Annotated in this window: 28 protein-coding genes and 1 pseudogene; 12 read left to right on the top strand and 17 right to left on the bottom strand. The window is 61.5% G+C overall.

Going from position 1 to position 25,459, the window contains the following annotated elements:
* Window positions 1-35: 35 nt before the first annotated feature.
* Together AC1MEK_RS20045 and AC1MEK_RS20040 are read left to right on the top strand one after the other, a co-directional pair.
* Window positions 36-818: pseudogene (locus AC1MEK_RS20045) on the top strand (MCP four helix bundle domain-containing protein); the annotation flags it as partial.
* Window positions 813-1,676 (top strand): methyl-accepting chemotaxis protein, encoded by an 864-nt coding sequence (locus tag AC1MEK_RS20040; RefSeq protein ID WP_480398099.1) that lies wholly within the window; start codon window positions 813-815, stop codon window positions 1,674-1,676. The pseudogene AC1MEK_RS20045 and the gene AC1MEK_RS20040, both read left to right, overlap by 6 nt.
* Window positions 1,677-1,866: 190 nt before the next feature.
* Here AC1MEK_RS20040 and AC1MEK_RS20035 read toward each other — a convergent pair whose 3' ends face one another.
* The 11 genes from AC1MEK_RS20035 to AC1MEK_RS19985 form a co-directional block, all read right to left on the bottom strand.
* The gene (locus AC1MEK_RS20035; protein WP_480398008.1) at window positions 1,867-2,439 is read right to left on the bottom strand and encodes an alpha/beta fold hydrolase; all 573 of its coding nucleotides are present in this window, start codon (window positions 2,437-2,439) and stop codon (window positions 1,867-1,869) included.
* A gap of 30 nt (window positions 2,440-2,469) precedes the next feature.
* A complete protein-coding gene (locus AC1MEK_RS20030) occupies window positions 2,470-3,225 on the bottom strand; it encodes an HvfC/BufC family peptide modification chaperone (RefSeq protein ID WP_480398007.1) in 756 nt (251 codons plus the stop codon).
* Complete coding sequence (gene bufB, locus AC1MEK_RS20025; protein WP_480398006.1) at window positions 3,222-4,064, bottom strand: MNIO family bufferin maturase; 843 nt, start codon at window positions 4,062-4,064, stop codon at window positions 3,222-3,224. The genes AC1MEK_RS20030 and bufB overlap by 4 nt, the downstream gene beginning before the upstream one ends.
* 61 nt (window positions 4,065-4,125) lie before the next feature.
* Window positions 4,126-4,401: a BufA2 family periplasmic bufferin-type metallophore gene (gene bufA2 / locus AC1MEK_RS20020; RefSeq protein ID WP_480398005.1), complete on the bottom strand. Its 276-nt coding sequence runs from the start codon at window positions 4,399-4,401 to the stop codon at window positions 4,126-4,128.
* Between the two features lie 55 nt (window positions 4,402-4,456).
* Window positions 4,457-5,233: an alpha/beta fold hydrolase gene (locus AC1MEK_RS20015; RefSeq protein ID WP_480398004.1), complete on the bottom strand. Its 777-nt coding sequence runs from the start codon at window positions 5,231-5,233 to the stop codon at window positions 4,457-4,459.
* Between the two features lie 77 nt (window positions 5,234-5,310).
* Window positions 5,311-5,751, bottom strand: a complete 441-nt coding sequence (locus AC1MEK_RS20010) for a DoxX family protein (protein ID WP_480398003.1) — start codon at window positions 5,749-5,751, stop codon at window positions 5,311-5,313.
* On the bottom strand, window positions 5,751-6,026 hold the full coding sequence (locus AC1MEK_RS20005) for a BufA1 family periplasmic bufferin-type metallophore (RefSeq protein WP_480398002.1): 276 nt from the start codon (window positions 6,024-6,026) through the stop codon (window positions 5,751-5,753). The genes AC1MEK_RS20010 and AC1MEK_RS20005 overlap by 1 nt, the downstream gene beginning before the upstream one ends.
* A gap of 349 nt (window positions 6,027-6,375) precedes the next feature.
* Window positions 6,376-7,482 (bottom strand): dihydrolipoamide acetyltransferase family protein, encoded by a 1,107-nt coding sequence (locus tag AC1MEK_RS20000; RefSeq protein WP_480398001.1) that lies wholly within the window; start codon window positions 7,480-7,482, stop codon window positions 6,376-6,378.
* A gap of 18 nt (window positions 7,483-7,500) precedes the next feature.
* A complete protein-coding gene (locus AC1MEK_RS19995) occupies window positions 7,501-8,502 on the bottom strand; it encodes an alpha-ketoacid dehydrogenase subunit beta (protein WP_480398000.1) in 1,002 nt (333 codons plus the stop codon).
* Window positions 8,492-9,592: a pyruvate dehydrogenase (acetyl-transferring) E1 component subunit alpha gene (gene pdhA, locus AC1MEK_RS19990; protein ID WP_480397999.1), complete on the bottom strand. Its 1,101-nt coding sequence runs from the start codon at window positions 9,590-9,592 to the stop codon at window positions 8,492-8,494. Before pdhA ends, AC1MEK_RS19995 begins: the two co-directional genes overlap by 11 nt.
* Window positions 9,593-9,688: 96 nt before the next feature.
* A complete protein-coding gene (locus AC1MEK_RS19985; RefSeq protein ID WP_480397998.1) occupies window positions 9,689-10,711 on the bottom strand; it encodes a Glu/Leu/Phe/Val dehydrogenase family protein in 1,023 nt (340 codons plus the stop codon).
* A gap of 205 nt (window positions 10,712-10,916) precedes the next feature.
* Between AC1MEK_RS19985 and AC1MEK_RS19980 the strand changes: the two genes are divergently transcribed.
* Window positions 10,917-11,720 (top strand): SirB1 family protein, encoded by an 804-nt coding sequence (locus AC1MEK_RS19980; RefSeq protein ID WP_480397997.1) that lies wholly within the window; start codon window positions 10,917-10,919, stop codon window positions 11,718-11,720.
* On the opposite strand, the gene AC1MEK_RS19975 is transcribed toward AC1MEK_RS19980, so the two are convergent.
* Window positions 11,717-15,181 (bottom strand): dermonecrotic toxin domain-containing protein, encoded by a 3,465-nt coding sequence (locus AC1MEK_RS19975; RefSeq protein WP_480397996.1) that lies wholly within the window; start codon window positions 15,179-15,181, stop codon window positions 11,717-11,719. The two genes, AC1MEK_RS19980 and AC1MEK_RS19975, sit on opposite strands and share 4 nt — an antisense overlap.
* Window positions 15,182-15,811: 630 nt before the next feature.
* On the opposite strand from AC1MEK_RS19975, the gene AC1MEK_RS19970 reads away from it, so the two are divergent.
* Window positions 15,812-16,204, top strand: coding sequence for a hypothetical protein (locus tag AC1MEK_RS19970; protein WP_480397995.1), 393 nt, complete (start codon window positions 15,812-15,814; stop codon window positions 16,202-16,204).
* 55 nt (window positions 16,205-16,259) lie between these two features.
* Here AC1MEK_RS19970 and AC1MEK_RS19965 read toward each other — a convergent pair whose 3' ends face one another.
* The 4 genes from AC1MEK_RS19965 to AC1MEK_RS19950 form a co-directional block, all read right to left on the bottom strand.
* Window positions 16,260-16,784, bottom strand: coding sequence for a hypothetical protein (locus tag AC1MEK_RS19965; RefSeq protein WP_480397994.1), 525 nt, complete (start codon window positions 16,782-16,784; stop codon window positions 16,260-16,262).
* Between the two features lie 178 nt (window positions 16,785-16,962).
* Entirely contained in the window at window positions 16,963-17,874 is a 912-nt protein-coding gene (locus AC1MEK_RS19960) for an SDR family oxidoreductase (protein WP_480397993.1), read from the bottom strand.
* 56 nt (window positions 17,875-17,930) lie between these two features.
* Window positions 17,931-18,905 carry an alpha/beta fold hydrolase gene (locus AC1MEK_RS19955; RefSeq protein ID WP_480397992.1) on the bottom strand — a complete coding sequence of 325 codons (975 nt, stop codon included), beginning with the start codon at window positions 18,903-18,905 and terminating at the stop codon, window positions 17,931-17,933.
* A 178-nt stretch (window positions 18,906-19,083) separates the two neighbouring features.
* On the bottom strand, window positions 19,084-19,539 hold the full coding sequence (locus tag AC1MEK_RS19950) for a flavodoxin (RefSeq protein ID WP_480397991.1): 456 nt from the start codon (window positions 19,537-19,539) through the stop codon (window positions 19,084-19,086).
* Between the two features lie 106 nt (window positions 19,540-19,645).
* Here AC1MEK_RS19950 and AC1MEK_RS19945 point away from each other — a divergent pair, with 106 nt between their 5' ends.
* Window positions 19,646-20,101: a PAS domain-containing protein gene (locus AC1MEK_RS19945; RefSeq protein ID WP_480397990.1), complete on the top strand. Its 456-nt coding sequence runs from the start codon at window positions 19,646-19,648 to the stop codon at window positions 20,099-20,101.
* A 72-nt stretch (window positions 20,102-20,173) separates the two neighbouring features.
* Entirely contained in the window at window positions 20,174-20,779 is a 606-nt protein-coding gene (locus AC1MEK_RS19940; RefSeq protein WP_480397989.1) for a hypothetical protein, read from the top strand.
* A 121-nt stretch (window positions 20,780-20,900) separates the two neighbouring features.
* Here AC1MEK_RS19940 and AC1MEK_RS19935 read toward each other — a convergent pair whose 3' ends face one another.
* Window positions 20,901-21,851, bottom strand: a complete 951-nt coding sequence (locus AC1MEK_RS19935) for a MerR family transcriptional regulator (protein WP_480397988.1) — start codon at window positions 21,849-21,851, stop codon at window positions 20,901-20,903.
* A 218-nt stretch (window positions 21,852-22,069) separates the two neighbouring features.
* Here AC1MEK_RS19935 and AC1MEK_RS19930 point away from each other — a divergent pair, with 218 nt between their 5' ends.
* The 6 genes from AC1MEK_RS19930 to AC1MEK_RS19905 all read left to right on the top strand — a co-directional run bounded on the left by AC1MEK_RS19930 (window position 22,070) and on the right by AC1MEK_RS19905 (window position 25,249).
* Window positions 22,070-22,636, top strand: coding sequence for an antibiotic biosynthesis monooxygenase (locus AC1MEK_RS19930; RefSeq protein WP_480397987.1), 567 nt, complete (start codon window positions 22,070-22,072; stop codon window positions 22,634-22,636).
* 271 nt (window positions 22,637-22,907) lie between these two features.
* Window positions 22,908-23,618 carry a dihydromonapterin reductase gene (gene folM, locus AC1MEK_RS19925; protein ID WP_480397986.1) on the top strand — a complete coding sequence of 237 codons (711 nt, stop codon included), beginning with the start codon at window positions 22,908-22,910 and terminating at the stop codon, window positions 23,616-23,618.
* Between the two features lie 21 nt (window positions 23,619-23,639).
* Complete coding sequence (gene folE / locus AC1MEK_RS19920; protein WP_480397985.1) at window positions 23,640-24,200, top strand: GTP cyclohydrolase I FolE; 561 nt, start codon at window positions 23,640-23,642, stop codon at window positions 24,198-24,200.
* Between the two features lie 3 nt (window positions 24,201-24,203).
* Window positions 24,204-24,575, top strand: a complete 372-nt coding sequence (gene folX, locus AC1MEK_RS19915; protein WP_480397984.1) for a dihydroneopterin triphosphate 2'-epimerase — start codon at window positions 24,204-24,206, stop codon at window positions 24,573-24,575.
* 42 nt (window positions 24,576-24,617) lie between these two features.
* Window positions 24,618-24,911 (top strand): DUF1244 domain-containing protein, encoded by a 294-nt coding sequence (locus AC1MEK_RS19910; protein WP_480397983.1) that lies wholly within the window; start codon window positions 24,618-24,620, stop codon window positions 24,909-24,911.
* On the top strand, window positions 24,908-25,249 hold the full coding sequence (locus tag AC1MEK_RS19905; protein ID WP_480397982.1) for a HopJ type III effector protein: 342 nt from the start codon (window positions 24,908-24,910) through the stop codon (window positions 25,247-25,249). The genes AC1MEK_RS19910 and AC1MEK_RS19905 overlap by 4 nt, the downstream gene beginning before the upstream one ends.
* The last annotated feature ends 210 nt before the right edge of the window (window positions 25,250-25,459 follow it).

Here is a 25,459-nt window from a genome sequence, read left to right as displayed (position 1 = left end):
GGTCGCCCTTCATTCCAACAACGGCAGGACGTCAGATGAGCTGGACCCGCGATGCAAGACTCTCGACCAAATTGATCACCGCCTTTGCGCTGTGCGCCCTCATCACGCTGGGCGTGGGCGTGCTGGCCAGTCGGGGGATTTCCCAGCTCTCGGCGAGCCTGGATCAGGTGTTCGGCAACAACCTGGTGTCCGTGGTCAACACTGACCAGACCAAGATCAAGGCCATCGGCCAGACCCGCGACATGTACCGGCTCTACGTCGCGACCCAGGCCGGATTGCCACAAAGTGTGAAAGACGAATTCATCGCCTCGATGAACGCCAACCAGGCCGCCAGCGAAAAAGCCTTCGCCGCCTATCGCAAGACCGTGCTGGCCGATGACGAGCGCGCCGCGGGCGATCAGATGGAGCGCGACTGGCCGGCATATCAGGCCGTGGTGCAGCGCTACGTCGCCTTGATGCGAGCGGGAGATGTGGAAAACGGCCGCGCCCTGCTGCTGGGCGATTTGCAGAAGGCCTATCGCGTGGTCATGGATGAAATCACCGTGATGACCAACTCCAACGACCGCCAGGTCGGCGAAGGCGCGGTAAAAGCGGCGGACTTGGCGTCTTCAGCCAAGACCTCGCTGTACATCGGCATTGCGCTGGCCTTTGTCGCGGCGATTCTGCTGGGGCTGTTCATCAGCCGCCTGATCAGCCGGCCAATCGCCGATGCCGTCGCCAGCGCCAAAAGCATTGCCGAGGGCGACCTCACGCAGCGCATCGTCAGCAGCGGGCGCGATGAAGTGGGCCAGTTGCTCAGCGCGCTGGCCGACATGCAACACAGCCTGAAAACCACCATTCAACAGATCGCCAGCGCGTCGGATCAACTGGCGTCGGCGGCCGAAGAAATGACCGCTGTCTCCGACGACGCCAGCCGTGGCCTGATCCGCCAGAACGATGAGATTCAGCAGGCGGCCACCGCGGTCACCGAAATGACCTCGGCGGTCGAGGAAGTCGCGCGCAACGCGGTGTCCACCTCCGAAGCGTCGCGAGTGGCCAGCGAGCAAGCCAGCAATGGCCGCGATCAGGCCCGCAACGCGGTGACCGCGATCAACAGCGCGACCACGGAAATCGCTGCATCGACCGGCATGGTCAAGGACCTGGCCGAACAGGTGCGCGATATCGGCAAGGTGCTGGACGTGATTCGCGGCATCGCCGAACAGACCAACCTGCTGGCACTCAACGCCGCCATCGAAGCGGCCCGCGCGGGCGAACAGGGTCGTGGTTTTGCCGTGGTCGCTGACGAGGTCCGCGCACTGGCCGCCCGTACCCAGGCCTCGACCGGCGAGATCGAAGGCATGATCGGCCGGGTGCGCAGCAGCGCCGACCAGGCCGTCGATGCGATGGGCAAGAGCCAGTCACTGGTGATCGATACCCAGACCCTGGCCCATGAAGCCGGGCAGGCGCTGGAACTGATTGCCGACGGCATCGCCCAGATCAACGACCGCAACCTGGTGATCGCCACCGCCTCGGAAGAACAGGCCAACGTCGCCCGCGAGGTCGATCGCAACCTGGTGAATATTCAGGACCTGTCGACCCAGACCGCAGCAGGTGCGCATCAGACCAATGCGTCCACGCAGGAACTGTCCAGCCTGGCGATATCGTTCAATACGCTGGTGAACCGGTTCCGGTTGTAAGCCCCGGTATCCATCGGAATGTGTGGCTGACCTCAAGATCGCCCCGCGGGCAAGCCCGGCTGCTACGGAGGATTCGGGGGGCGCAGAATGGTGGGCCTATCCCGAAACCGTAGCAGCACGGCTTGCCGGCGGGGCGGCCTCAAGATCACTGCCGCCGGCAAGCCGGACTGCTACTGGGTTTGCGACGTATTCATGTGCGCCATTTACCGTCGCGGGCCAGGCTCATTACCAGATCGGCAAATGCCTGTGGCTTGTCCTGCGGCAGGTAATTGGCCACCACCAGCCCCACGCAACGCGTCGGTTTGAGCACCTCGGCCAGGCTCGCCGCGCGACCGCCTTCCTGATAACCGGCGAGTACGGCCTCGGGGATATGCAGCGCGTTCATCAAATCGATCACGTCCTGGCCCAGGGCGCTTTGTTGGTCGGCAGGCGGCGCGTCGTTATCCAGCAAGGTCGTGCTGCCATGGCCGCGCAGGTAAGGTACGACCACGCGCATGCCTTGCGCGGCAAGCAGCGGCGCCACCTCGGCGAAGCTCTGGATGTCGTGACTGGCGCCATGCAGGAGGATCACGGCATGGCCATCTTCCGGGCCAACCTCGACGTAGCCAATGTCCAGCAGGTCGGTACTGACTTGCTGCACCGGGCCCAAAGCCGTGCTTTCAGAGGCGGCGAACACCGGCGTCAGATCGCTCAGCGCAAGCACCGCCACGCTGGCCGCCGAATACGTCAGAAAGTGCCGTCGATTGAGTGTGAATCCGGACATGGTTCAAGCGTTCCCAATGATTGAAAAAATTCAGGCGCCGAACTCGACACCCACGATCAGCCCGCTGCCGAGCCAGCTCGCCAGCAAACCACCGGCCTTGGCCACGCCCTGCTCTTCGCCCAGGCGCTCGACCAGCATTTCGCACAACCCGACAAAACTGCCGTCACGCTGAAGCAGCTCAAGCGCGGCGTATTCCAGCGCGTCGATTTCGCGCAACCGCGAGGTGAACTGACGACGCCAGACCAGCAGCCCGCCGGCCTCGGCGAGCATTTCGCTGTCCGGCGGCCTACGGTCCTCACACAGCGCGCTCCAGATCGCTTCGACGTTGGTGGTCATCGCGTGCACCCGCAGTGATGGCGTGAAGCGCAGCCGGGCGTTGTCCCAGTCGACCGTCGCCAGGGCATCCAGCGACAAAGGCTCGGCGTCGCGCGCGACGAAGGCCTCCCCCAGCGCCAGTTCGATCCAGGCCAGTTCGTGGATGTCCGGGTTATCCGGGAACCGCTCGCGTAAGGTCTGGCCGAAGTCTTCGGCATAGGCGTCGAGGGTCCAGGAATGAGGCGGGTATTTCTCGATGTGCGCGATGGCGGCGTTGCGAAACTCGTCGTCACCCACCCACTTCTGCAGCAACGGGAAGCTGTGCTTGAGGCAATTGACCAGTTGCGTGCGGTAAGTGTTCTGGTACACCGCCAGCCCCGCAGCGGCGTGAACGCTCAAGCGATCGGCGGCGTCTTCGGATGCCTCCACCAGCCAGGACTGGAAATCGCGCTGCATGTCGGCAAGCTTCATGCGACTTCTCCTGCGCGGCGGCTTGCTTCGGCGGCGCCCAGTTGACGGGCGATGGCCAGTTCATCGAGCAGTTCGGCCAGCGGCGGAATGTCGTCGTCGCGTTCGATCATGGTCGCGACCGGGCCCAACAGGGAAATCGCCTTGGCATACAAGTGCCAGACATCCGGGCAGACCGGGCTGTCGTGGGTGTCGATCAGCAAATCCGGCCCCTGGGTGTGGCCCGCCAGGTGAATCTGGCGGACGCGCTCGGCGGGGATGCCGTCGAGAAACGCCAGGGCATCGAAGCCATGGTTGCTGGCGCTGACGAACACATTGTTGACGTCCAGCAGCAGCTCGCAGCCGGTGCGGCGGGACATCTCGGCAATGAATTCCCACTCGGTCATGGCCGCGTCGGGAAAGCTCAGGTAACTGGACGGATTTTCGAACAGCATGGTCCGCCCCAGCGCATCCTGAGCCTGGGAAATATTGGCGCACACCCGCTCCAGCGCTTCATGGGTGTAGGGCACCGGCAACAGGTCGTGGGAGTTGAAACCGCCGATGCGCGACCAGCTCAAGTGGTCGGAAACGAACAGCGGCTGGATCTCGTCGACCAGGTTGCGCAGGCGTTTCAGGTAAGCCGGGTTCAGGCCGTCCGCCGAGCCGATGGACATCGAGACCCCGTGCAACACCACCGGATGACGCTCGCGCACGCGACGCAGAATGTCCCGTGGCTGGCCGCCTTCGACCATGAAGTTTTCGGAAATGACTTCGACGAAATCCACCGGCACGTCGGTCTCCAGAAAATCCTTGTAGTGCTCGCGGCGCAGGCCTAGCCCGTAACCTGAAAAAACTGCAGTCATCTTGTGTGCTCCATCAATCGGCATGAAAACGGGCCTGCCCGGCGAGCAGGCCCGTCATTCATTACTTGGGTTCGGTCAGAGTGCCGCCAGCCTTCAGGCATTCGGACGGGGTCTTGACGATCACGCCCTCGCCCTTGCAGCTGTTCAGGCCCTTGCAGTCGTTTTTGGCGGTCGCGCACAGGCTTTCGCCCTTGCAGTTGTTGACGCCGTAGCAGCGGCCCGGTTTTTCGGCGCTGGCGTCAGCAGCCGAAGCGCCCACGCTGAAGGAGGCCGAAGCCAGGGCGAGCAGAGCGGCGGCGGTGGCGATGCTGAAACGGGATTTGGCGGACATGGTCATGGTGTTTCTCCAGATGTTTGCGGTCGGGTTAAATCAAAAGGTGGAAAATCAGGGGTTATTTGACGGCCAGGGCCGCGTCTTCGATGACCTTCGCCACGGCTTCAGGCTGCGAGATGTAAACCGCGTGGCTGGCCTTGATTTCGGTGACTTTCGAGCCGGCACGCTTGTACATCCAGCGCTGCAGATCCGGACTCAGGGCGTGGTCGTCGGTGGCGACGATTCCGTAGGTCGGCTTGTTGTGCCAGGCAGCGGCCCAGGCCTGTACGCCGAAGGTGGCGGTGGTCGCGGCAGGCTGCGACGCGGCCATGAAGTCGGTGCGGTTGGTGGTCAGGTCGCCGGCAAAATCGGTGGCGAATTTGGCGCGGTCGAAGAACAGGTGGCCGTCGCGGGTCGGACGCACGTCATCGCTGGGCGACGGCATCGAGGCGATCAACTGGCCCATGCTTTCGCCAACTTCCGGCTGCAATGCCGCGACATACACCAGTGCCTTGACCTTGTCGCGCACACCGGCTGCGCTGATCACACCGCCGCCGGAGCTGTGGCCGACCAGCACCACGGGGCCGACCTGCTGATCGAGTATTTCGCGAGTGGCGGCCACGTCAGCGTCGAGGTTGGTCGCAGGCTGCCCGACCACGGTGACCTTGTAGCCCTTGTGAATCAGGATGTCGTGCACCACTCGCCAGCCCGAACCGTCGACGAACGAGCCGTGGACGATGACGATGTTTTTCGCGCCGGTCGCCGGAACGGGAGCAGCGGCAGGTGTTGCGGCCGACGCCAGCAGCGGAGCCGCGACGGCCATGATGCCCAGAGCGAGTTTTGAAACTGTACGCATGTTGACTCTCCAGGGGCCTGCGCGGCCCCGTTGTTGTTTCAGGGTTGTTGTTCAGCGCGCTTATTCGGCGCAATCAGTCAGCGCAATGCGGTGCGAAAGCGTGCAAAAAACAGCTCGTCCAGCGACCAGCGTCCGGCGCCGTACACCACCAGCGGCAGCAACAGCCCCGCCCAGGTCAGGTGCGTCGGCCAGGCATCGGGGTAAACGAAAATCTCGATCACCGCCGTCATGCCCAGCAGCGCCGCCGCTGCGGGCCGGGTGGCCAGGCCGAGCACCAGCAGAACCGGAAACAGGTGCTCGGCGTAGGTCGCCAGATAAGCCGCAAGATCGGTCGGCAATACCGGCAACGCGTACTCGTACTGGAACAGCTGGAAGGTCGACGGCTTGAGGGTCAGAAGGCCCGTGACCTTGGTCCGCCCCGACAGGAAGAACACCGAAGCGATGCCTAACCGCGCCACCAGCAACAGAAAGCTCGGCATGGCGGCCCGCAACGCAGGCGCCAGAATCGCGCCGCGCATCACTTCTGTTCCGTCAGCGAGCCGAAGCCCTTGGGTGTCTTGATCGAGGTGCAGGTGCCCTTGTCGACCAGCACCCAGGCGTTGCCCTGGTAGTCAGCGCTGGCAGTCGCGGCGCAGGAGGTGCCCGGGCCGGCGGCGCAGTCGTTCTGGCCGGCCAGCGACACGCCGTAGCATTTCTCTTTCGGGGTGGCCTGGTCGGCTGCCGAAGCAGTGCCCGCCAGAGCGGTGAGCGACAGGGCCAGGGTGGCGGCGAGGGCGGCGTATTTGGTGTTCATCGTGCATCTCCTGCTCATGTTGGAATGTGAGCCGATCGGCAACCTTGCGAGGGTTTCAAGGTTGAAACCGGCGCTGCGTTTCGGTGAGCAGATTTAATCGCGGGGCTGTATCTGGTCTGTGTCGCGGGGTGGGGAGAAGGCTTTGCAGATGTATCTCGCGGCGGTCTGTACACAGTGCGATACAAACCGGGATGGAATAAAACCGGAGATGCGAAAAAGAACGCCTCGCAGAAGCGAGGCGTTAACGAACGTTCACATTACCGTAGCAGCACGGCTTGCCGGCGGGGACGATCTCACAACCGCTCCCGCTGGCAAGCCATGCTGCTACGTGAAGACACCCACTCAACAATTACTCAGGCTTTTCCAGTTCCTCCACCAACGCCTTGAAGAACCGCGCTGCCTCGCCCCCGGTCACCGCCCGATGGTCGAAGGTCAACGACAGCGGCAGGATCGGGTGGATGACGACCTGCCCGTCCATCGCCACCGGCTCCTGACGAATCCCGCCCGCGCCGATGATCGCCACTTGCGGCGGAACGACGATGGGGTTGGCGTAGCGGCCGAACAGCGTGCCGAAATTGGACAGAGTGATGGTCGCGCCCATCATTTCCTTGGGCGGAATCGAGCGAGCCTTCACATCCGCGCGCAGGCAGTTCAGGCCCTCTTTCAGATCGGCAGCCTCACGATTGCCGACATCGCGCAGTACCGGTACGAACAAGCCGTCCGGCGTGTCGACGGCAATGCCCAGGTCGAGGTTGTCGTGTTGTTTGATCGACAGCGATTTGCCGTCGAACCAGCTGTTGAGCACCGGTTCGACCTTGCACGCCGCGGCCATGGCCTTGCCGATGCGAATCAGCGGGTCCCGGGCGGCGCCCCAGCGGTGCAGGTCGGCGTCGCCGAAAATCGTCACCGGCACCACCTCGGCGTGGGACTTAGCCATGTTCAGCGCCATGCTGCGGCGTACCCCGCGCAGCTTCTCGCCGCCAAACTTGTCGCGGGCCGCCTGCGAGGCGTTTTCCACATCGGCGCGGGTGATCAGGCCGTCGCTGCCAGAGCCGCTCAAGGCACTGAGGTCAACGCCCAGTTGCCGCGCCAGTTGCCGCACCGCTGGTGTTGCGCGGGTCGACAGGTGTTCGCGGGTCGATGGCGCAGCGCCGACGAAGAACTGGTCATCCTGGCTGCTGCCACCGCCCTCCAGGCGCCCGACCACCGTACCGGCATCGCCCTCGCCTTCGAACGCCATCAGCGGCTCGCCCACGTGCAGGATGTCGCCATCGCCGCCGTAGACCTTCGCCACCACGCCGTCGTAAGGCGCGGGAATGTCGACGATGGCCTTGGCCGTTTCGACCGACACCACCAACTGGTCAGCCTTGACCGTATCGCCCGCCTTGACGTGCCACTGGACGATTTCCGCTTCCTGCAAGCCTTCGCCCAGATCGGGCAGTTTGAAATATTTCATCGCAAGCCTCCTCGGGCGTCAGGCGAAATTCAGGGCAGCGTCACAGGCGTGAAGAATGTCTTCGACGCTGGGGATGTACAGCTGCTCCAGGCGATACAGCGGCGGTGGGATGTCCGGCGCGGTGACACGCTGGATCGGCGCTTGCAGGTCCAGCAACACGCGCTCGTACAGGCTGGCGGCGATTTCCCCGCCGAGCCCGCCGGACCGCGGCGCTTCATGGACGATCACGCAGCGCCCGGTCTTGCGCACCGAGGCTTCGAGGGTGTCCAGGTCCAGCGGCTTGACGCACGCCACATCGATCACCTCCGCCGACACGCCCTGCTCGGCCAGCGCAGTCGCCGCCTGCAGCGTTTCATGCACGCTGGCGCCCCAGCTGATCAGGGTGATGTCGCTGCCTTCACGCAGGGTGAAGCAAGTGTCCAGCGGTAGCCGCTTGCCGTCGTCGACCAGCGCTTGCGGGTTCATCCGGTACAGCCTTGTGGGTTCGAGGAAGATCACCGGATCCGGATCGTCGATGGCCGCCAGCAGCAGGCCATAGGCGCGGGCTGGCGAGGAAGGAATCACCACCCGCAGCCCGGGCACGTGAGCGAACATCGCTTCGGTGCTTTCACTGTGGTGTTCCGGCGCGCGAATCCCCGCGCCCATGGGCGAACGCATGACCATCGGGCAACTCAAGCGCCCACGAGTGCGATTGCGCATTCGCGCGGCGTGGGACACCAGATGTTCCATGGCGGCGTAGATGAAACCCATGAACTGGATTTCCACCACCGGCTTCAGCCCTTGCGCGGCCATGCCGATGACCAGCCCGCCGAGCATGGTTTCAGCCAGCGGCGAGTCGATCACCCGCTTGAAGCCGAAGGTATCGCGCAACCCCTGGGTGGCACGGAACACGCCGCCGTTGACGCCGACGTCTTCGCCCAGCACCACGACGTTTTCGTCCTCGCTCATGGCCCGGTGCATGGCCAGGTTGACCGCTTCGAGCAGGCTCAGCTTTTTATGGGTGGAGAGATCATTCGCCATGACCGGCACCTCCGTTGCGACGGGCCACACGTTCCAGGAACCACTCGCGCTGATCGGCCAGCGGCGTCGGCCATTTCGCGTAGACATGGTCGATGACGGATTCGGGCGTCTGATTGCCTGCGCTTTCGAAGTTATCAACAGACTGCTGCACCAGCCCCTGGCATTCGGCGATCAGCGCCTGTTCGCGGCCCTCGTCCCAAACGCCCTGGGCGGCCATGAACGATTGCAGGCGTTTGATCGGTTCCTCCTGCCAGGCTTGCTTGACCTCGTCTGCGGGCCGATAACGGGTGGCGTCGTCGGCGGTGGTGTGGTCGCCCAGCCGGTAGCTGATGCATTCCAGCAGCACCGGGCCCTTGCCCTTGCGCGCCCGCTCCAGCGCCACCTGCATGCGATCGTAGACGGCGAGGATGTCGTTGCCGTCGACCTGCTCGCCGTGGAAGCCCGCGCCGATGGCTTTCTGCGCCAGGGTCGGCGCGCCGCACTGGATGCGCCGCGGTACGGAGATCGCCCACTGGTTGTTGTTGATCACGAACACCACCGGCAACTGCCAGGCGCCCGCCACGTTGAGCGCTTCGAGAAAATCGCCCTTGCTGGTAGCGCCGTCGCCGCAAGTAGTCACGGCCACGCGGTGCTCGCCGCGGATCTTCATCGCGCTGGCCACACCGCAGGCATGCAGCGCCTGGGTGGCGATCGGCACACACAGCGGGAAGTCCTGGGCCACGGCAGGTTCGGCATAGTCGCTGCCGCGCTCGTCGCCGCCCCAATAGAGCAGGATTTCCTCCATGCGCACGCCGCGCATCAGTTGCACGGCGGTGTCGCGGTAGTAGGGAATCAGCACGTCTTCGGGGTGCATCAGGCTGCCAATGGCCACGCCTATGGCTTCCTGGCCAAGCGTCGGCGCGTAGGTGCCGATGCGCCCGGTGCGCTGCAGCGCCACGGCCTTCTGGTCGAAGAGCCGGGTGAGGACCATTTGTCGGTAGAGTCGGGTGAGGAGATTGAAGTCATCGGCCCAGCGGGGAAGCTCTCCGGTCAGGCGACCGTCCGGGGACAGATAACGGGTGTACGCAAGATCGATCTTGTTATAAGACATTGCACACTCCTGACACGCGCCTTCGTGACGGCGCGTGATGGTCAAGGCTTGCGACTTGTGGTCACAGGCCAGAGTCGAACGGCGCCGGTAAGGCGCCTATTCGAGGTTCAACAGGCGTTCTGCCAATGCGTCGGCAACCCGCGCGGGTGAGCGCTTCTCGGCCTGGGCATGGGCAAATACTTCAGTCAGCCGCGTCCCTATCTGGGACAGATGTGCAGTGATGGTGTTCTGGTTTTCTCCTTGATGTTGCAACGCCAGGTAAATCAATCCACCTGAATTGATGACGTAATCGGGGGCGTAGAGGATGCCGCGTGCTTCGAGCTGGTCAGCGATGGCCGCGCAGCTGAGCTGATTGTTGGCGCCGCCTGCCACGGCCGCGCAACGCAGTTTGGTCACGCTGTGGCTGTTGAGTACGCCGCCCAGCCCGCACGGCGCGAGGATGTCGCACGCGGTGCTGAGCAAGGCCTCGCTGGCCACCGGTTTGGCGCCCATCTGCTCCATGGCCAGTTGCACCTTGCCGCTGTCGAGGTCCGAGACCAGCAACTCTGCACCTGCCGAATGCAGTTGCTCGGCCAACGCGTAACCCACATGGCCCAACCCTTGAACCGCCACCCGCAGGCCTTCGAGATTGTCGCTGCCCAGCCGCGCCATGGCCGTGGCGCGAATCCCCGCGTACAGCCCCATGGCCGTGTGCGCGGCAGGGTCGCCGGTGTTCGTGGTGCTGGTGACGTGCTGGGTGTACTGGGCGATGCAGTCCATGTCTTCACTGGAGGTGCCGCTGTCCATGGCGGTGATGTAGCGGCCGTCCAGGGTCTGCACGAAACGGCCGAATGCCTCGAACAGCGCGGCGCGGTCCGGCACGTGGGCCGGACGCAGGATGACCGCGGTCCCGCCGCCCAGCGACAAGCCGGCCAGCACGGCCTTGTAGCTCATGTTCCTGGCCAACTGGATAGCGTCTTCGATAGCGCTCTCCTCATTTGGATAGGAAAGGTAGCGACAGCCACCCAGAGCCGGACCTCTCTGGCTGCTGTGTATCGCGATCACGGCTTTGAGGCAGGTGTGTGAGTCGACGATCAGGTGCAGCGATTGAACGCGTGAACTTTGCATGAGAGCGAACATAGGCAGTGCTCCCGGTTTTTGTTCTGCGAGTATAGGCGCTGGCAGAAAAATCGACGGCTTGATTGGGGAGATCCTGACAACATGTCCGCCGGATCCGCGCAGTACGCAACCGGCAACACACGGCGCTGGACGAACGTCTTCGCCAGCGCTAAAACGGGAGCATCGCCAGCCTGCATTTCAGACGCCTTTCCGAGCGGAGAAGTCGATGAATCCACGCCAACACTGCCTCGACTGCCTGCACCACACGCCGCCCTCGACGTTCGACGCCGCGCTGTGGATATCGCTGGAGCACGACGCAGAAGCCGACTTGAACCACACCCGCGAAACGATTTCGGGCCTGGAGCGCCGCATCAGCGCCGCCCTGCCCCTGATGCCCGCCGCCGAGCTGGCCCAGCCGCTGCTGCGGCAGATGGCGACGATCGGTTTCCAGCAGGACGACGTGGCCCAGCCCAAGCCGCAGGTGGCGTTGCTGCACAAGATCGTCGAGCGCCGGCGCGGACAGCCGCTGGGCCTGGCGCTGGTGGCGCTGGAACTGGCCAGGCGCCTGGATATTCCGCTGGAAGGGGTGAACTTCCCCGGGCACTTTCTGCTGCGCGTTCCCGGCGCCGACCACACGCTGGACCCTTGCGACGGCCGCAGGCTGTACCCCAAGGATTGCCGCGAGTTGCTGTTGCGTCAGTTCGGCCCGGACATTCCCCTCAAGGCCGAACACCTGCGCACCGCGACACCGGTGGCCATGATCCAGCGTTTGTCGCGCAATCTGCGCCATTTGCACCAGATCAACGACGATCTGCTCGCATCGCTCAAGGATGCCAACCGTGTGCTGGAACTGGGCGAGGCCAACACCAGCGATTACCTCGCCCGCGCCAGCCTCTACCAGCACCTGGATTGCCCCCAGGCCGAGCGCTTCGACCTGGAGCATGCGTTGCTGCTGAGTGACGATCCGGTGCAGCGCATCCGCCTGACCCAACGGCTGGTGCAACTGCCATCGGGCCGGGCGATTCATTAGGCTGGGAGGGTGAAGGCTTTCTCCAGCTCCAGTTTGCGCCACACCCAAATACCGGTCGTTGTGCCAATGCCTTTGGCGACCGTTTGACCACCGTTGATCAGCGCCCTGGCCGAGTCGCCCCCGGATACCAAGCCCAGCACACCAGCGACCAGTAAAGGGATGGCCGTCGCGTGATCGCCGGCGATGTACGCTTCGATACCCTGGTAAAACGCCACGGAAGTGGTCAGCACATTCCAGGCGAAGCTGGCTGTGGGGAACGGCAGCAGGACAATGGTTCCGGTCCACTTGATGATGGTCCATGCCAGCGCCAGGCGCTTTTCCGCCAGGCTTTCGGTCTGGCTGTCGGTGTCGGCGATCATCCGTTTGATCATGTCGTCATAGAGCCGGTGGGCATCGACGATACGATCGCCGTCTTTGATGCGAATGAAATCAGGGTCATGCTTGCCGCCGCGATGAAGCTCGTCGAAAAACCGCAGGACCCGGCGCTGCCCGTCATGGGCGACGCGAGCGCTGAAATACCGCTGCATTGGCGCCGACGCCAGTAGCTCGGCGAAGTCGGTCAGTGGGCGGAGGCTACGGCCGTCTGGCGCCAGAGGGGTATAGAGCAGCCGGTCATCAGGCTGGCCGAAGTCTTTAAAGATGTACACGCCTTCGACGATCTGACCGTCGATCTTAAACGTCGTCACCGCGCCAACGGCCTTGGTCCTTGGCTGAGCCGAGCTGGGCGAGAGGCCATTGATGATCTGCCGCATTCTGGAGTAGCGAGGCGCGTCCAGATCGCCGCGCAAACAGGCAGTCAGCGCAGCTTCGATCATTTCGTACTGGATGCGCTTGGCGAACAATGATTTGCGCTGCCTGTACAGCGGATGGTGGCGCCCCAAAAAGGATTTGCTCAGAAAATCCATGTACTTGGCACCCAGGTCGGCCTCGCTGATCTGCGTGTCGATGAACTTCACGACACGCACCGGCAGCTTGGTCAGGTTCAGCCCTGTCGACGAATACAGATGAATCTGCGGCCTGTGGCTCAGAACCTCCTCGTCGCCATACATCATCAGGTCTGTCAGCGAACGCAGGTGAGAATGCTCACCGAAGTCAGGGGTGTCGTAATACGGCAGGCTCAGGCCCAGGTACAAGGTATCGGGGTCGATCTGCCGGGTGTATCCCTGACTTCTCAGGTACTTGTTCAAGGCATCGCTCGTCTGTTGATGGACGTAGTCGCGCAGTGTGATCAGCCCCGGACTGAGTCTTGCAAACTCGTTGTTCAAGGCCGCGATGCGAGCTCGCACCTGTGCCAGAACAGCAGGACTTGCATATGACGAGGGCTGGTTCGTCTCTGTTAACGGAACCGACAGCCCTTCGAGGGTGCGCAAAGCTTTCAGATGAACGACCTCACGTAGACGACTTTCAAAATCCACGCCATCGCATTGCACGAAGATGAGACTTTCCGGGCCCCACTGCGTCGGTTTGAGCTCCACGCTGTTGAGCACCGCGTTGATCCTCGCCTCTGCTCGGCCGGCCAGCTGATCATGGAGAAAGCCACGCCCGGCGGTGCTTGCGAACCATTCGCCCACCTGAATGCACAGCTGGCGCCAGGTGCCGAATTCGAAAAAATCCTGGCCGCCCGGGGCACCTGGGGCATACAGCACGAAATGCTCATCAGCCTTGATCTTTTCTTTAAAAACGATCAGATCCCTGAAGCGGCTGTGGCCATCGGCCAGGTGCAGACTGCCCATGATGCGGCTGACGCCAGCCTCTACCATGTCGCCACGGATCAGGTGCAACAACTCATGGCTGCGATCCTCCATCAGGTGCCCTTGCATCAATGCCGCCTGGGCTGCCAGCGCAATGGCACTGTCGCGATGAAGGGTCATGGCGCGCAGGACTTGCTCATCGGTGAACGTCTCCTGCAGAACGGCGACGTGGCGCTGATGCAGATTCAGGTCATCGAGCATCGTGCGCACAAACTGCTCCGAGAATTCGGCATGCAGCTGGCCAGGAGGTGGAGAGAATTCGATGCCATCCTTGGTAAACGGCAGCCCCCTGACGGCGAACTCCAGTAACGAGTGATCGTACTGTGCGGCGAGTGCATCGCCTTCCACCAGATCGATGGTGTCGTGCACCGAGAGTCTCACGTTTCCGGGATCGATGAAACAGCCCAGACGCGCCTGGATATACGTCGTGATCTGCTCATGGGCGAAGCTTTCCAGGGACGCCGCGGCACCCAGCAAGCGCTCGACCTCGCGCTTGCGTTGCTGTTGCGCCTGTTCAAGCCTGAGCAAATACGCCTTTTGTTCAGGATCGGCAAACTTGCGCCAGTGAGGCTCGACCACTTCTCCCGTTTCGGCGAGCAGTGCGTTGAAACGCTGCCCCATCGCATCATCCAAGTGACTGCACTTTCGCACCTGTTCGAGCTGAGCGTGAAAGGCGACGGCTGGCAATTCGCTTGCGTCCTGGTCGAACAGGAACCTGCAGTCTTCCGCCTGTTTATGCTGCAGTCCCTCTACGCACGCTTCGACCAGAGAGTCATGCCTGGCCTCCAACTGCCACGCCTGCGGCTGTACCGGCTCCTCTGCGGCAAGTTGCATCTGGTCGGCAATCAGCAAATGCTCCCGCAGGCCGCCGTCCTGCGCAGCGAGCTTGTCGCTTAGCGCCTGGCGCAACGATTCGACCGACTCGAAACGTTCGACGCCTCGTCCGGGCAGAACCAGAAACACTACGCCAGCAGGCTCATCGCCCTCATGGGGCAACTCGCTGACGACGCAGGCCGACGGTAGCGCCAGATGCCCACCGTCGCCTTTGACACAGGACACGCCGAACACCCCACCAGTCACGGCGCCGATGATGACGCTGTCCAGGCGCTCTCGCTCTGCAAGCGACAGGGCAGTAAAGCACTCACTCAGGGCGAGTTCGCTTTGCAGGGAGAGACGTTGTTGATCGGCCAGAATCTCTGTGGTCGATTGGTACACTTTCGGATCTTCGGGGCTCTGGACCTGTTTACGCCAGAGCGCACTCAGATGAGCCTGATAGGACTCGGCCAGGATGCCTGCAAAACGACCGAGGGCTGTTTCTATTTCCTGCCGCTGGGCGGCCGATAGGGCATATTCGGGGTCCAGCGTATCGTGCCGCGTATAGAAGTTGCCGCCGGGGGCTGACATCACCGATTGACCACTGCGCATGACGTCAATCAGCAGATCAGTCAGCGCCACGGAGCGGAGATCGCCCTGCTCATCGTGGCGGTTGAAAAAAATGGCATCCGGATTGACCACAATCAGATCAAGCTCTGCCTGAAAGTGAAGGAGTCGATCGCGTAGCAGCGTCGAAGCCAGCTGTCGCAGGCTCCAGTTCTGGGTCAATGCATGTTGGCAGCGCGCACTGGCTTCGGCGAACTGCGCCAGGTGCCGGGTGATGTGTTCGTGCTTTTGCGCATCGTGGATGGATGAGGTAACAACAAGATCATTCATGGGTACAGCTCCAATGCAGGTCGCTTGCCTCCACACCGGCATCCAGCCGGAGGAAAATGACGAGCAAGCGACGAAAATGAGTCGCTATGACACCTCGCGTCAGGTATTGACGGGGCATATATATTTATCTAGAGACCGACGCCCGAGAGACAGAACACGTAGGAAATGGCGTTGCAAGACTGTTGTTTTTCGTAGCATTGTTGCCGCAGCGGTAAAACTGCATGTCGCAAATTGCCATGTTTAACTTCACGCCAAGGTACTAACATGCACTCACTTCGCGGCCGCCCTCGCCGCGAACGGGAAATACGGTTCAGGCTGGTTGTTTCGCAATTCCCAGAGACTCGACCGGATTTCCAGGCGTGGATTTTCAAGCTCCTGGATCTCACGCTTTATTGCGCCGCTGCCTTTGCAGCGGCTTTTTTTTGGCGACGCAATACATTTCGTCAATGTGTGGCGTATTTAATATTTCCTTGCCAGCACCGTGATCGACACCACTTGGATTGTGTAGATTTTTCCTACGCAATTATCAGACCCACTCCTACGTCAAGATATGTTTAAAGGTGAGTTGTCGGGGCGTGGCTCATGCGGTCACTGCACCGATAAAACAACAATGACTAATGGAGTTTCATCATGAACAAGAACAAGATGGCGGTGATGTTTCTGGTTGCCAGCACATTCAGCAGCCTCGCCACAGCAGCAAGCCCGACCAGCGGGACAGCCTCCTGCGCCAGAACATCAAGTTCGAACCCTACGAGTATCGCCGCAGCAAGGCAGCAGAAAGTCATATACGGACCTTACACAGTCACCTGCGCTTCGGGTTTACATAGCTTTCAGGTCAGGGGCGCTCCAAATCAACCGCGAGTTTCGATCCAGAAACTCACGCCGGGCGGCTGGTCTTCAGTAACCCCCATGACGAACAACCCATCGGCCCAGCTTGGAGCGGGTACCTATCGTTTGGTGCTGAGCAATACTCACTACAACAACATTCAGAGCTACGCGGTGAGCTATAGCGTCCCTAGGTAAGCCACACCCGAACCGAGCGCAAGGCGCTCGGCTCGGCCCTATATCAACCCCTCACTCACGCACGAATATTCACCAGCGATTTCACCCGTGGTTTTTTTGAATACTCTTCAATGGCCATCAATACCGAAATCGAGGCATTGATCTCTATCAGTTCCCCCTTGGCGACATCATTGCCCTTGAAGGCAGTCCCGCTCAGGCGTACCAATTGTTTGTTCAAAAAATCATAAACATTGATTTCCCTGTCCAGTCCGATGGGCTTCCCTTGCGCATCAAGCTGTAAATCCATAGTTGCTAGTGAATGAGCAAGATCACTGTCAATCAAACCTTCCTCAGCGAGAATATTGGCAAGATCCGCCATCTGTTTATTACTCGTGCGCCTGGGATCAAATCCGCTGAGATCCAGATTCAGGCCTTCGAGTTTTTTGGCAGCCACAATATCACTATCTGCCCAAAATTGACGGATCTTCTGTTTGGCCGCTGCTTCGTGCGGAGCGAGGGTGGATTTGACGCTGAACTGCTCGTTCGAGACAGGATGATAGGTTTTAAAACGCTGCTGTATTTTACTCAAGTTGCTGATCATAAAAACCTCCAAAAGACAGGGTCAATCTTCCGGAGTGTCGGGTTTTGACGGCCGACATTGAGCGTGAAACCGTAAATTCAGCGTCCTTGATTAATTTAGAGACCGTTCCTACAACTTATCAAATAACCTTCCTACAAAAACCGGCCAATTCAATCCTTCGAACCAGCCGTCCTGCCCATCACCCAGCAAACCGCTGCAAATTCGCCATCATCTCCCTCAGCGCCTCGACGTTATCCGCCGGGTGCACCGCGTTGTTGAAATCACCGATGGTGCTCCACTGCGCCGCCACGTCCTCGGGGGTGAAGCCTGCGTGCGGATCGAATCCCGCGCCCAGGCTGCGCTCCCAGCGCACCTTGCCGACCCAGCCGCCGCCGACTTCGTACAGCCCGGCGCTGTCCTGGCATTGCTCGCTGCCCAGGTACACCACCAGCGGGCTGACCAGTTCGGGTTTGAGCAGTTCGAAGACGCTGGCCGGGATCAGGCCTTCGGTCATGCGAGTGCCGCCGGTGGGGGCGATGGCGTTGACTAGGATGTTGTTCTTGCGCCCTTCCAGCGCCAGGGTGCGAGTCAGGCCGTAAAGCCCCAGCTTGGCCATGCCGTAGTTGGACTGGCCGAAGTTGCCGTAGATGCCGGAGGTGGATGCGGTGAAGATCACCCGGCCGTAGTTCTGCTCGCGCAAATGCGGCCAGGCGGCACGCGTGACCTTGTAGGCGCCTTCGACATGAACCCGGTAAACCAGATCCCAGTCGGCGTCTTCCATCTTGGCGAAGCTCTTGTCGCGCAGGATGCCCGCGTTGTTGACCACGACATCAACGCGGCCGAAGGCATCGAGCGCGTTCTCGACGATTTTGTGGCCGTCGGTGACCGAGTCATGGTTGGCCACGGCCTGCCCGCCCAGCTCGCGGATTTCGGCCACCACGCGATCCGCCGCCGATGCGTTGGCGCCTTCGCCGTGGGCAGAACCGCCCAGATCGTTCACCACCACCCGCGCGCCGTGGCGGGCGAACAGCAAGGCGTGGGCGCGGCCCAGACCGCCACCGGCGCCGGTGACGACCACCACTTTGTCTTCGAAACGTACCGACTCGCTCATGGCTCTTCTCCCCTTTTCAGTCAGGCGAGTGTCGGCCAGTCACGCAGCGGTCACAATCAATACGAGGCGCTCTGAATGGTGCTCGATAACGCAAAGGGATGATTGGCCGCAGCGCTGTTGTGCACAACCCGCAGCGGCGTAATGGTCGGCAGTTTTGCCTCGCAGGCGGCGCGAAACTCATCGTAAAGGCTCAAGACCAGCGTTGGCGCCTCGATGTGCGGGTAGCGGCCGACGGACGGAATCAGCACAGTGTCGGGATCGGGCACCAGCTCGCGATAACGCTCGACCATGTGCCGCCCGGACACCGGATCCCGGGCACCGTTGATGAAGCGCATCGGCACGCGGCTGTGCTGCATCGCCCTGACCCAACGCTCACGCTGACGGATCCGCTCGGGGATGTAGCTGACCAACCGATAGAGGATGTGATGGCCCTGATTGGCGGCGATCAGGCTCCAGAAATCATCCAGCTCGCTTTCGCTGGGGCGCGTGTCGGGGCCGAAGATGCGGCTGAAATCCCGATCCAGGCTGCAGCGGTTGAACACCCGGCCGAACAGCCAGCCAATCGGGCTGAGCAGCAGTTTCTGAATGCGCAGCGCCCGATGGGTTTCCGGAAACAGCCCGCCGTTGAGAAACACGCAACTGGCCATCTGGAATCGGTTTTCAGCGTGACGGGCCAGCAGTTCCTGCGCCACGCTGTCGCCGTAGTCATGGGCCAGCACGTGCACCGGTTGCGCCACTTCAAGGTGCTCGAGCAAGGCCTGCTGCAGATCGGCCTGTTCGACGAGGCTGTAATCGTGGTCGCGAGGTTTGTCCGAATCGCCGAAGCCCAGCATGTCGCAGGCGATCACCCGATAACGTCGCGACAGCGGCTGCCAGAGGTAATGCCAGTCCCAACTGGCTGTGGGAAAGCCGTGGATCAGCAGCAGCGGCTCCCCCTGCCCGGCCGCCCAATAGCGAATGTTGCGCCCCCGAAACGAGAAGTCGTGTCCGCGGGTGCGCCAGACACACAGCGGAATCTGCGCCAGGCTCATTAACGCCAGGCTCCTGGCTTGCACGGTTCGGCTTGCATGATCGGTGTCCCTCCGGCAGCTGATCTGCTCTCATGAGTGAGCAGTCTAGTCAGCCTTGCAGGAACCGGTACTCGCCTTGGCAGCCACGTTAGTGGCTTGGCGAGTCAGCCGTTGCCGACCCGCGCTTGAACCTCTGCGCTCAGGCGTGCAAATGGCTGACGAAATCCGCGAGCCAAGGCTCGGCATCGGTCTCAGGCGTGACCGTCTCGCTGGCGTCCAGACGCAGCATGTCTTGCACCTCGCGCACGCCAAGCTCCAGAAACAGCTCGCGCATCTGCTCGCCACCGCCGCAGAAGGTCTCGCCGTAACTGGCGTCACCCAGCGCAATCACACCGCCGGGCAAGCCGCGCCAGGCGGCAGGCAGCACGTCGCGGATCTGCGAATACAGCGGCTGCAGGTTGTCAGGCAATTCACCCAGCCCGGTGGTGGAGGTGACGGCCAGCAAGGCCTCGGGCGCAAAGGCCTGCAGATCGGCCAAGGTTGCCCGTGAATTGAAATACACCTCGTGACCGGCGTCCTTGATGATCTGCTGGGCGTGCCGGGCGACTTCTTCGGCCGAGCCGTATACGGAGCCCGAAACAATGGCGACTTTCATGCTGTGATCCTGATCCTGTGGATAAGTAAAAACGTGCGGCATTATGCCCCAGACCTACACAATGTTTTAGAATGCTGGCCTTGCGATACCTGCTTGGGAGCCTGTGATGATTAGCGCAAAACTGATGCAGATGGTGGTCGACGCCTCGAATGACGGGATCGTCGTTTCCGAGAAAGAAGGAGACGATAACATTCTCATTTACGCCAACAAGGCGTTCGAGCGACTGACCGGATTCAGTAGCGACGAAATCCTCTATCAGGACTGCCGCTTCCTGCAGGCCGATGATCGCGATCAGCCCGCGCGGCGTGTCATCCGCGAAGCCCTGAAGAAAGGCCAGCCCTGCCGTCAGATTCTGCGCAACTATCGCAAGGACGGGACGTCTTTCTGGAATGAGCTGTCGATCACGCCGGTGTTCAACGACGCCGAAAATGCCATGTATTTCATCGGCATCCAGAAAGACGTGACCGAACAGGTGCTGGCGCAACAGAAAGTGGTCGAATTGCAGGACGAACTGGCGCAAGCTCGCCTTGAGATCGAAGCCCTGCGGCGCAAAATTCAGTAACAGACGAACGGCAGCAACCAAAAAGCGAATGTACTGTCTGCTTTTTCAATAACCGGTTAATCGAGCTTGACCATGCAGCGCGACAATATCCTCACGCAGGATGAGCTGGACTTCATCCAGAACATGCAGCACAACCCCAAGCTGAACCTGCGCGACAAGTCCCGCAGCCTGGTGGTCAATGGCGGCGTGCAAATCCAGGATCTGCTGACGCGTCTGGCTGCCCATGAGCAAGTGACGATTCAGGCCCAGTTCGACAACCAGCAGATGACCTTTCCGCTGCACCTGGTCGAGGATGAATTCCACGCGCTGCATCTGGAACTCGGCGCGCCGAGCATCTTCGAGGAAGGCCCGAGGATTCGCCCGTGGCGCCTGATCCTGCCGCAGCCTGTCGCGCTGGAGACGGAAAAGGGCTCACTGACCGCCTTGTGGGCCCACGAAATTTCCTTCAAGGGCATCCTGCTGGAAATCCGCAAGGCGACCAAACCGCCCAAGTATTTCTCGGCCTGGTTCAATCCCGGCGGCATGGCGCCGATCGCCCTGCGCGGCACCTTCGAGCGCCTGACCGAGCAAGGTCTCGCCGCGTACCGCCTGAGCCAGGGCAATAAAGACGAGACCGAGCGTCTGCGCCAGTACATCCTTCAGGAACACCGCAAGATCCATCCTTCGATGCATCTTTAAAGAAAGCGCAACGATCTGTAGGAGCGCGCTTGCCCGCGATTGCATTCTTCCAGATGTCACCATGGGGAATGACACACCGCAATCGCGGGCAAGCGCGCTCCTACAGTGGTAATCGCCGTGCTCAGGTATCGAGTTTTCCAGCCAAAAACTGCTGCAAGCGCTCGCGCATGAGCATGCCGTTGCTGCCCAGGCACGCGATCGGCGAGCCCTTGAGGTCATCCTGCGCCATATCGGCCAACTCGCCTGCCAGCACCATCGGACACCCCAGCCCCATGCCCAGCTTGATCAGGCGCCTGGGTAGCTCGCTGGTGGGTTTCTGATGGGAGAAAAGCACCAGGGCATCGGGGCGAATCCTGCTACACACCAGATTCAGCTCCTCAAGCGGCTGGCCGGGTGCCAGGACACTGATCAGCGTCTGCGGGGTGGACATCAATAACGCGGCCACCCACAACTCAAGTTCTTTGCAGGAGCCCGGCAGCGAGGCCAGCACCACATGCCGAGCCACATCCGTGCAGGCAGACTGCAAACGCTGCAGCGTACGGGTGCGCAGATAAGTGTCGAAGAACAGCCATTCGCTGACCTGCCCGCAGGATTCGTTACGCGCGGCGAAGTCGTGCCAGACAGGCATGAGCACGTCCTCATACGCCTGTGCCAGCGGATAGGCGCTGAGCACCTGCTTCAACAGCTGATCGAGCAGGGTTTCATTGAAATCAGACGCGGCCTGCCGGAGGCGATCCTGCCAGGCGCGATGTCCTGAGCTGTCGATGACACCGCGCGGCCCCCGTGTTCTGGCGTCCTGATCCCGAGTAGCAGCCAGAATCCGGCCGACCTTGCTGACCGCAACGCCGCGTTCGATCCAGCCCATGATGCTGCGAATGGTTTCGACGTCGGTACTGGAATACAGGCGATGACCGCCTTCGGTACGAACCGGCGCGATCAGGCCGTAGCGGCGCTCCCAGGCCCGCAGCGTGATCGGGTTGACGCCGGTGATGCGCGACACTTCGCGGATGGGGAGCAGGTCATCGGCTAGAAGCCCCTCGACAGACGATGGGGTACCGAGCGATTGAGCCATGTGAATGTCTGTCGCCAAGTCAATAAAGAGGCGCCAATTGTACATCCACCCCCCGTCGTCAAATGTGTCCGGACTACAGGAAATTCTGAAATTTCACACAAATTCGGGAATAATCCTTGCTTGCTTCGTCTATCGAAGCCGACGCACCGCCACCACCCCGGCGCCGCGCCTGTGACTTCCTTATCCGGGAATCTCACTCGTCTTATCGGAGATACATAATGTCTACCTCACCCGTCACGCTGATGGTCGCCCGTCGCGTCGCCCACGGCCAGTATCAGGCGCTGATGACCTGGCTGCGCGAAGGCGAACAACTGGCCACCGACTTCCCCGGTTACCTGGGCTCCGGCGTGCTCGCTCCGCCTCCAGGCGACGACGAATTCCAGATCATTTTCCGCTTCGCCGACGAAGCCACGATGCACGCTTGGGAGCATTCGGCCTCCAGACGCTCCTGGTTGGTGCGCGGCAGCGGGCTTTTTGCCAAGAACTCGACCCACCGCGTGCGCGGCATGGACGGCTGGTTCGGCACCGTTGGCCAGCGCCCGCCGCGCTGGAAACAGGCTGTGGCGATCTGGCTGGCGTTCTTCCCGGTCTCGCTGATTTTCAATTACGTGCTCGGCCCGCTGCTCACGCAGTTCGAGCTGGTACCGCGGATCATGATCAGCACGCTGATTCTCACGCCGCTGATGGTGTTCTGGTTCATTCCCTTGTCCACGCATCTGTTGTCGGGATGGCTGCACAGCGATGCGCCGGTGCCAGCGGCCCAAACCGAATCAGCGTCCACCTGATCCGGTTTTGTCGGCGCAATGCTGAACCTGTGGGAGCCGGCTTGCTGGCGAATGCGTTTTGCGACTCAAAGGCGATGTTGATTGATCTATCGCATTCGCCAGCAAGCCGGCTCCCACAAGATCGTATTGACTCGCGCCCTTTGGCCGGGCCGCGACAGTTGTACAGCCCCACCCATTGGGTTAACTTTGCCCTCAGACGGCTGCGGTTGATGGCGCATTGAAACCAGGCGGCTGTCAGCGACTTCCCTTCCCGATCAACGCGTGAGCAGCCATGGCCTCCTCGATTGCCCCTGTCCTGATCACTGGCGCCGGCCAGCGCGTCGGGCTGCTGTGTGCAGAGCGATTGCTGCAGGATGGCCAGCCGGTGATCTTCACCTACCGCACCGAGCGCCCCGGCGTTCAGCGGCTCAGGGATCTGGGCGCAGTGGCGATCAAGGCAGATTTTTCATCGCAGGAAGCGGTCATGGCCTTCATCGAGCGCTTGAAGGAGGAAACGGACAGCCTGCGCGCCATCGTGCACAACGCCTCCGAATGGCTGGCCGAAACGACAGACGATCAAGGTGATGCCTTCCTGAGCATGTTCAACGTGCACATGCTCGCGCCCTACCTGATCAACCTGCACTGCGCCGAGCTGCTGCAACGCGCAACGCTCGCCGACATCGTTCACATCAGCGACGACGTCACGCGCAAGGGCAGCAGCAAACACCTGGCCTATTGCGCCAGCAAGGCCGGCATGGAGAACCTGACGCTGTCGTTCGCGGCGAAGTTCGCTCCGCATATCAAGGTCAACGGCATCGCTCCGGCCATGCTGATGTTTCAACCCGACGACGACGCGCAATACCGTACCCGCACGCTGGCCAAGTCGGCCCTGGGCATCGAACCCGGCGCCGAAGTGATTTACCAGAGCCTGCGTTATCTGTTGGACTGCCCGTACGTCACCGGCACCACACTGACCGTAAACGGTGGACGGCACGTCAAGTAAGCCGCCCCGAGGAACCCTTTGATGACACTGTCACTGCCTGAGCACTATCGTGAAATCCTGGTTGGCCTTGGCGAGGACCCGCAGCGCGAAGGCCTGCTGGACACCCCCAAGCGCGCGGCCAAGGCCATGCAGTACCTGTGTCATGGCTATGAGCAGACGCTGGAAGAAATCGTCAACGGCGCGCTGTTCGCCTCTGACAACGACGAGATGGTGATCGTCAAGGACATCGAACTCTATTCGCTGTGCGAGCATCACCTGCTGCCGTTCATTGGCAAGGCCCATGTCGCCTACATTCCCACCGGCAAGGTACTGGGCCTGTCGAAAATCGCGCGGATCGTCGACATGTACGCCCGCCGCCTGCAGATCCAGGAAAACCTCACCCGACAGATCGCCGACGCGGTGCAGAGCGTGACCAGCGCCGCTGGGGTGGCGGTTGTCATCGAGGCTCAGCATATGTGCATGATGATGCGCGGCGTCGAGAAGCAGAACTCGACCATGAACACCTCGGTGATGCTCGGCGCCTTCCGCGAATCGACCACGACCCGCATGGAATTTCTGCAACTGATCGGACGGAGCAAGTAAGTCATGGCCAGACTCGAACCAGGCACCGCGCGCATCCGGGTCAAGGACCTGTGCCTGCGCACCTATATCGGGATCAACGAGGATGAAATCCTCAACAAGCAGGACGTGCTGATCAACCTGACGATCCTCTACGCGGCCCAGGAAGCGGTGCGCGACAACGACATCGATCACGCACTCAACTACCGCACCATCACCAAATCGATCATTCATCACGTCGAAAGCAACCGCTTCGCGCTGCTTGAGCGCCTGACCCAGGAAGTCCTGGATCTGGTCATGGCCCATGAGGCCGTACAGTACGCCGAGGTGGAAGTCGACAAGCCCCACGCGCTGCGCTTTGCCGAGTCGGTGTCGATTACCCTGGCCGCCGAGCGCTGAGCGCCTTTAGAATCCGCAGCACTTTTACATGCAGAGCCCATCATGACCGAGCAACAACGCCTGGAACTCGAAGCCGCCGCCTTTCGCCGCCTGGTCGCGCACCTGGACAGCCGCAAGGACGTGCAGAACATCGACCTGATGAACCTGTCCGGCTTCTGCCGCAACTGCCTGTCCAAATGGTACAAGGCCGCCGCCGACGAGAAGCAGATCGACATCAGCCTCGACGACGCCCGCGAAGTGGTTTACGGCATGCCGTACAGCGAGTGGAAATCCCTCTACCAGAAAGAAGCCAGCGCCGAGCAGCAAGCCGCGTTCGCCAAGGAAAAAAAAGCATGACTGATTTGAACACCCTGCGCGCCAGCCTCAAGAGCGGCGAACACGTTTTCGCCGATACCCTGGCGTTCGTGGCCGCGCACTATGACTACCAGCCTCAGGCGTTCAGCAACGGCCCGGTGGAAAACGCCGCTGGCCAGAACGAAGGCTCCTGCAAGACCCTGGGCCTGGCCGTGCTGGAAGGACTGAGCGATGAAGAAGCGCTGCTGGCGTTTGGCGAACACTACCGCTCGGTTGTGGCCACGCCGGAAGGCAGCGACCATGGCAACATTCGCGCGCTGATCGCGCATGGTCTGGCGGGCGTGAAATTCAGCGCGCAGCCATTGACCCGCAAGGCCTGATACGATCTGTTGGAGCGAATTTATTCGCGAATGATCTGCCAGACGATATAAATGTGTCGCCGGGTTCGTCTTTTCGCGAATGAATTCGCTCCTACAGGGACAACGTCCTCAAGATCGCTGCTGCTACGGGGCGCGGTGATGGCGTAGCGCACGAGCATGGGGTGCTAGGGGGCGAGCGTTCAATGAGATGCCCAACGCGCAGGCACAAAA

Source organism: Pseudomonas sp. 2, assembly GCF_056627435.1.
This window is presented reverse-complemented; position numbering and strand designations above follow the sequence as displayed.

What these genes read in the sequence shown, in the direction of transcription:
- AC1MEK_RS19950 (WP_480397991.1), bottom strand. Translation starts at nt 19,539, where the DNA reads ATGAAAGTCGCCATTGTTTCGGGCTCCGTATACGGCTCGGCCGAAGAA.
- AC1MEK_RS20030 (WP_480398007.1), bottom strand. Translation starts at nt 3,225, where the DNA reads ATGAAGCTTGCCGACATGCAGCGCGATTTCCAGTCCTGGCTGGTGGAG.
- AC1MEK_RS20000 (WP_480398001.1), bottom strand. Translation starts at nt 7,482, where the DNA reads ATGAAATATTTCAAACTGCCCGATCTGGGCGAAGGCTTGCAGGAAGCG.
- AC1MEK_RS19910 (WP_480397983.1), top strand. Translation starts at nt 24,618, where the DNA reads ATGACCGAGCAACAACGCCTGGAACTCGAAGCCGCCGCCTTTCGCCGC.
- AC1MEK_RS19995 (WP_480398000.1), bottom strand. Translation starts at nt 8,502, where the DNA reads ATGGCGAATGATCTCTCCACCCATAAAAAGCTGAGCCTGCTCGAAGCG.
- pdhA (WP_480397999.1), bottom strand. Translation starts at nt 9,592, where the DNA reads ATGTCTTATAACAAGATCGATCTTGCGTACACCCGTTATCTGTCCCCG.
- folE (WP_480397985.1), top strand. Translation starts at nt 23,640, where the DNA reads ATGACACTGTCACTGCCTGAGCACTATCGTGAAATCCTGGTTGGCCTT.
- AC1MEK_RS19955 (WP_480397992.1), bottom strand. Translation starts at nt 18,905, where the DNA reads ATGAGCCTGGCGCAGATTCCGCTGTGTGTCTGGCGCACCCGCGGACAC.
- folM (WP_480397986.1), top strand. Translation starts at nt 22,908, where the DNA reads ATGGCCTCCTCGATTGCCCCTGTCCTGATCACTGGCGCCGGCCAGCGC.
- AC1MEK_RS19940 (WP_480397989.1), top strand. Translation starts at nt 20,174, where the DNA reads ATGCAGCGCGACAATATCCTCACGCAGGATGAGCTGGACTTCATCCAG.
- AC1MEK_RS20015 (WP_480398004.1), bottom strand. Translation starts at nt 5,233, where the DNA reads ATGCGTACAGTTTCAAAACTCGCTCTGGGCATCATGGCCGTCGCGGCT.
- AC1MEK_RS20005 (WP_480398002.1), bottom strand. Translation starts at nt 6,026, where the DNA reads ATGAACACCAAATACGCCGCCCTCGCCGCCACCCTGGCCCTGTCGCTC.
- AC1MEK_RS19985 (WP_480397998.1), bottom strand. Translation starts at nt 10,711, where the DNA reads ATGTTCGCTCTCATGCAAAGTTCACGCGTTCAATCGCTGCACCTGATC.
- AC1MEK_RS19905 (WP_480397982.1), top strand. Translation starts at nt 24,908, where the DNA reads ATGACTGATTTGAACACCCTGCGCGCCAGCCTCAAGAGCGGCGAACAC.
- AC1MEK_RS19930 (WP_480397987.1), top strand. Translation starts at nt 22,070, where the DNA reads ATGTCTACCTCACCCGTCACGCTGATGGTCGCCCGTCGCGTCGCCCAC.
- bufB (WP_480398006.1), bottom strand. Translation starts at nt 4,064, where the DNA reads ATGACTGCAGTTTTTTCAGGTTACGGGCTAGGCCTGCGCCGCGAGCAC.
- AC1MEK_RS20040 (WP_480398099.1), top strand. Translation starts at nt 813, where the DNA reads ATGCAACACAGCCTGAAAACCACCATTCAACAGATCGCCAGCGCGTCG.
- AC1MEK_RS19960 (WP_480397993.1), bottom strand. Translation starts at nt 17,874, where the DNA reads ATGAGCGAGTCGGTACGTTTCGAAGACAAAGTGGTGGTCGTCACCGGC.
- AC1MEK_RS19935 (WP_480397988.1), bottom strand. Translation starts at nt 21,851, where the DNA reads ATGGCTCAATCGCTCGGTACCCCATCGTCTGTCGAGGGGCTTCTAGCC.
- AC1MEK_RS19980 (WP_480397997.1), top strand. Translation starts at nt 10,917, where the DNA reads ATGAATCCACGCCAACACTGCCTCGACTGCCTGCACCACACGCCGCCC.
- AC1MEK_RS20035 (WP_480398008.1), bottom strand. Translation starts at nt 2,439, where the DNA reads ATGTCCGGATTCACACTCAATCGACGGCACTTTCTGACGTATTCGGCG.
- folX (WP_480397984.1), top strand. Translation starts at nt 24,204, where the DNA reads ATGGCCAGACTCGAACCAGGCACCGCGCGCATCCGGGTCAAGGACCTG.
- AC1MEK_RS19970 (WP_480397995.1), top strand. Translation starts at nt 15,812, where the DNA reads ATGAACAAGAACAAGATGGCGGTGATGTTTCTGGTTGCCAGCACATTC.
- AC1MEK_RS19965 (WP_480397994.1), bottom strand. Translation starts at nt 16,784, where the DNA reads ATGATCAGCAACTTGAGTAAAATACAGCAGCGTTTTAAAACCTATCAT.
- AC1MEK_RS20010 (WP_480398003.1), bottom strand. Translation starts at nt 5,751, where the DNA reads ATGCGCGGCGCGATTCTGGCGCCTGCGTTGCGGGCCGCCATGCCGAGC.
- AC1MEK_RS19975 (WP_480397996.1), bottom strand. Translation starts at nt 15,181, where the DNA reads ATGAATGATCTTGTTGTTACCTCATCCATCCACGATGCGCAAAAGCAC.
- bufA2 (WP_480398005.1), bottom strand. Translation starts at nt 4,401, where the DNA reads ATGACCATGTCCGCCAAATCCCGTTTCAGCATCGCCACCGCCGCCGCT.
- AC1MEK_RS19945 (WP_480397990.1), top strand. Translation starts at nt 19,646, where the DNA reads ATGATTAGCGCAAAACTGATGCAGATGGTGGTCGACGCCTCGAATGAC.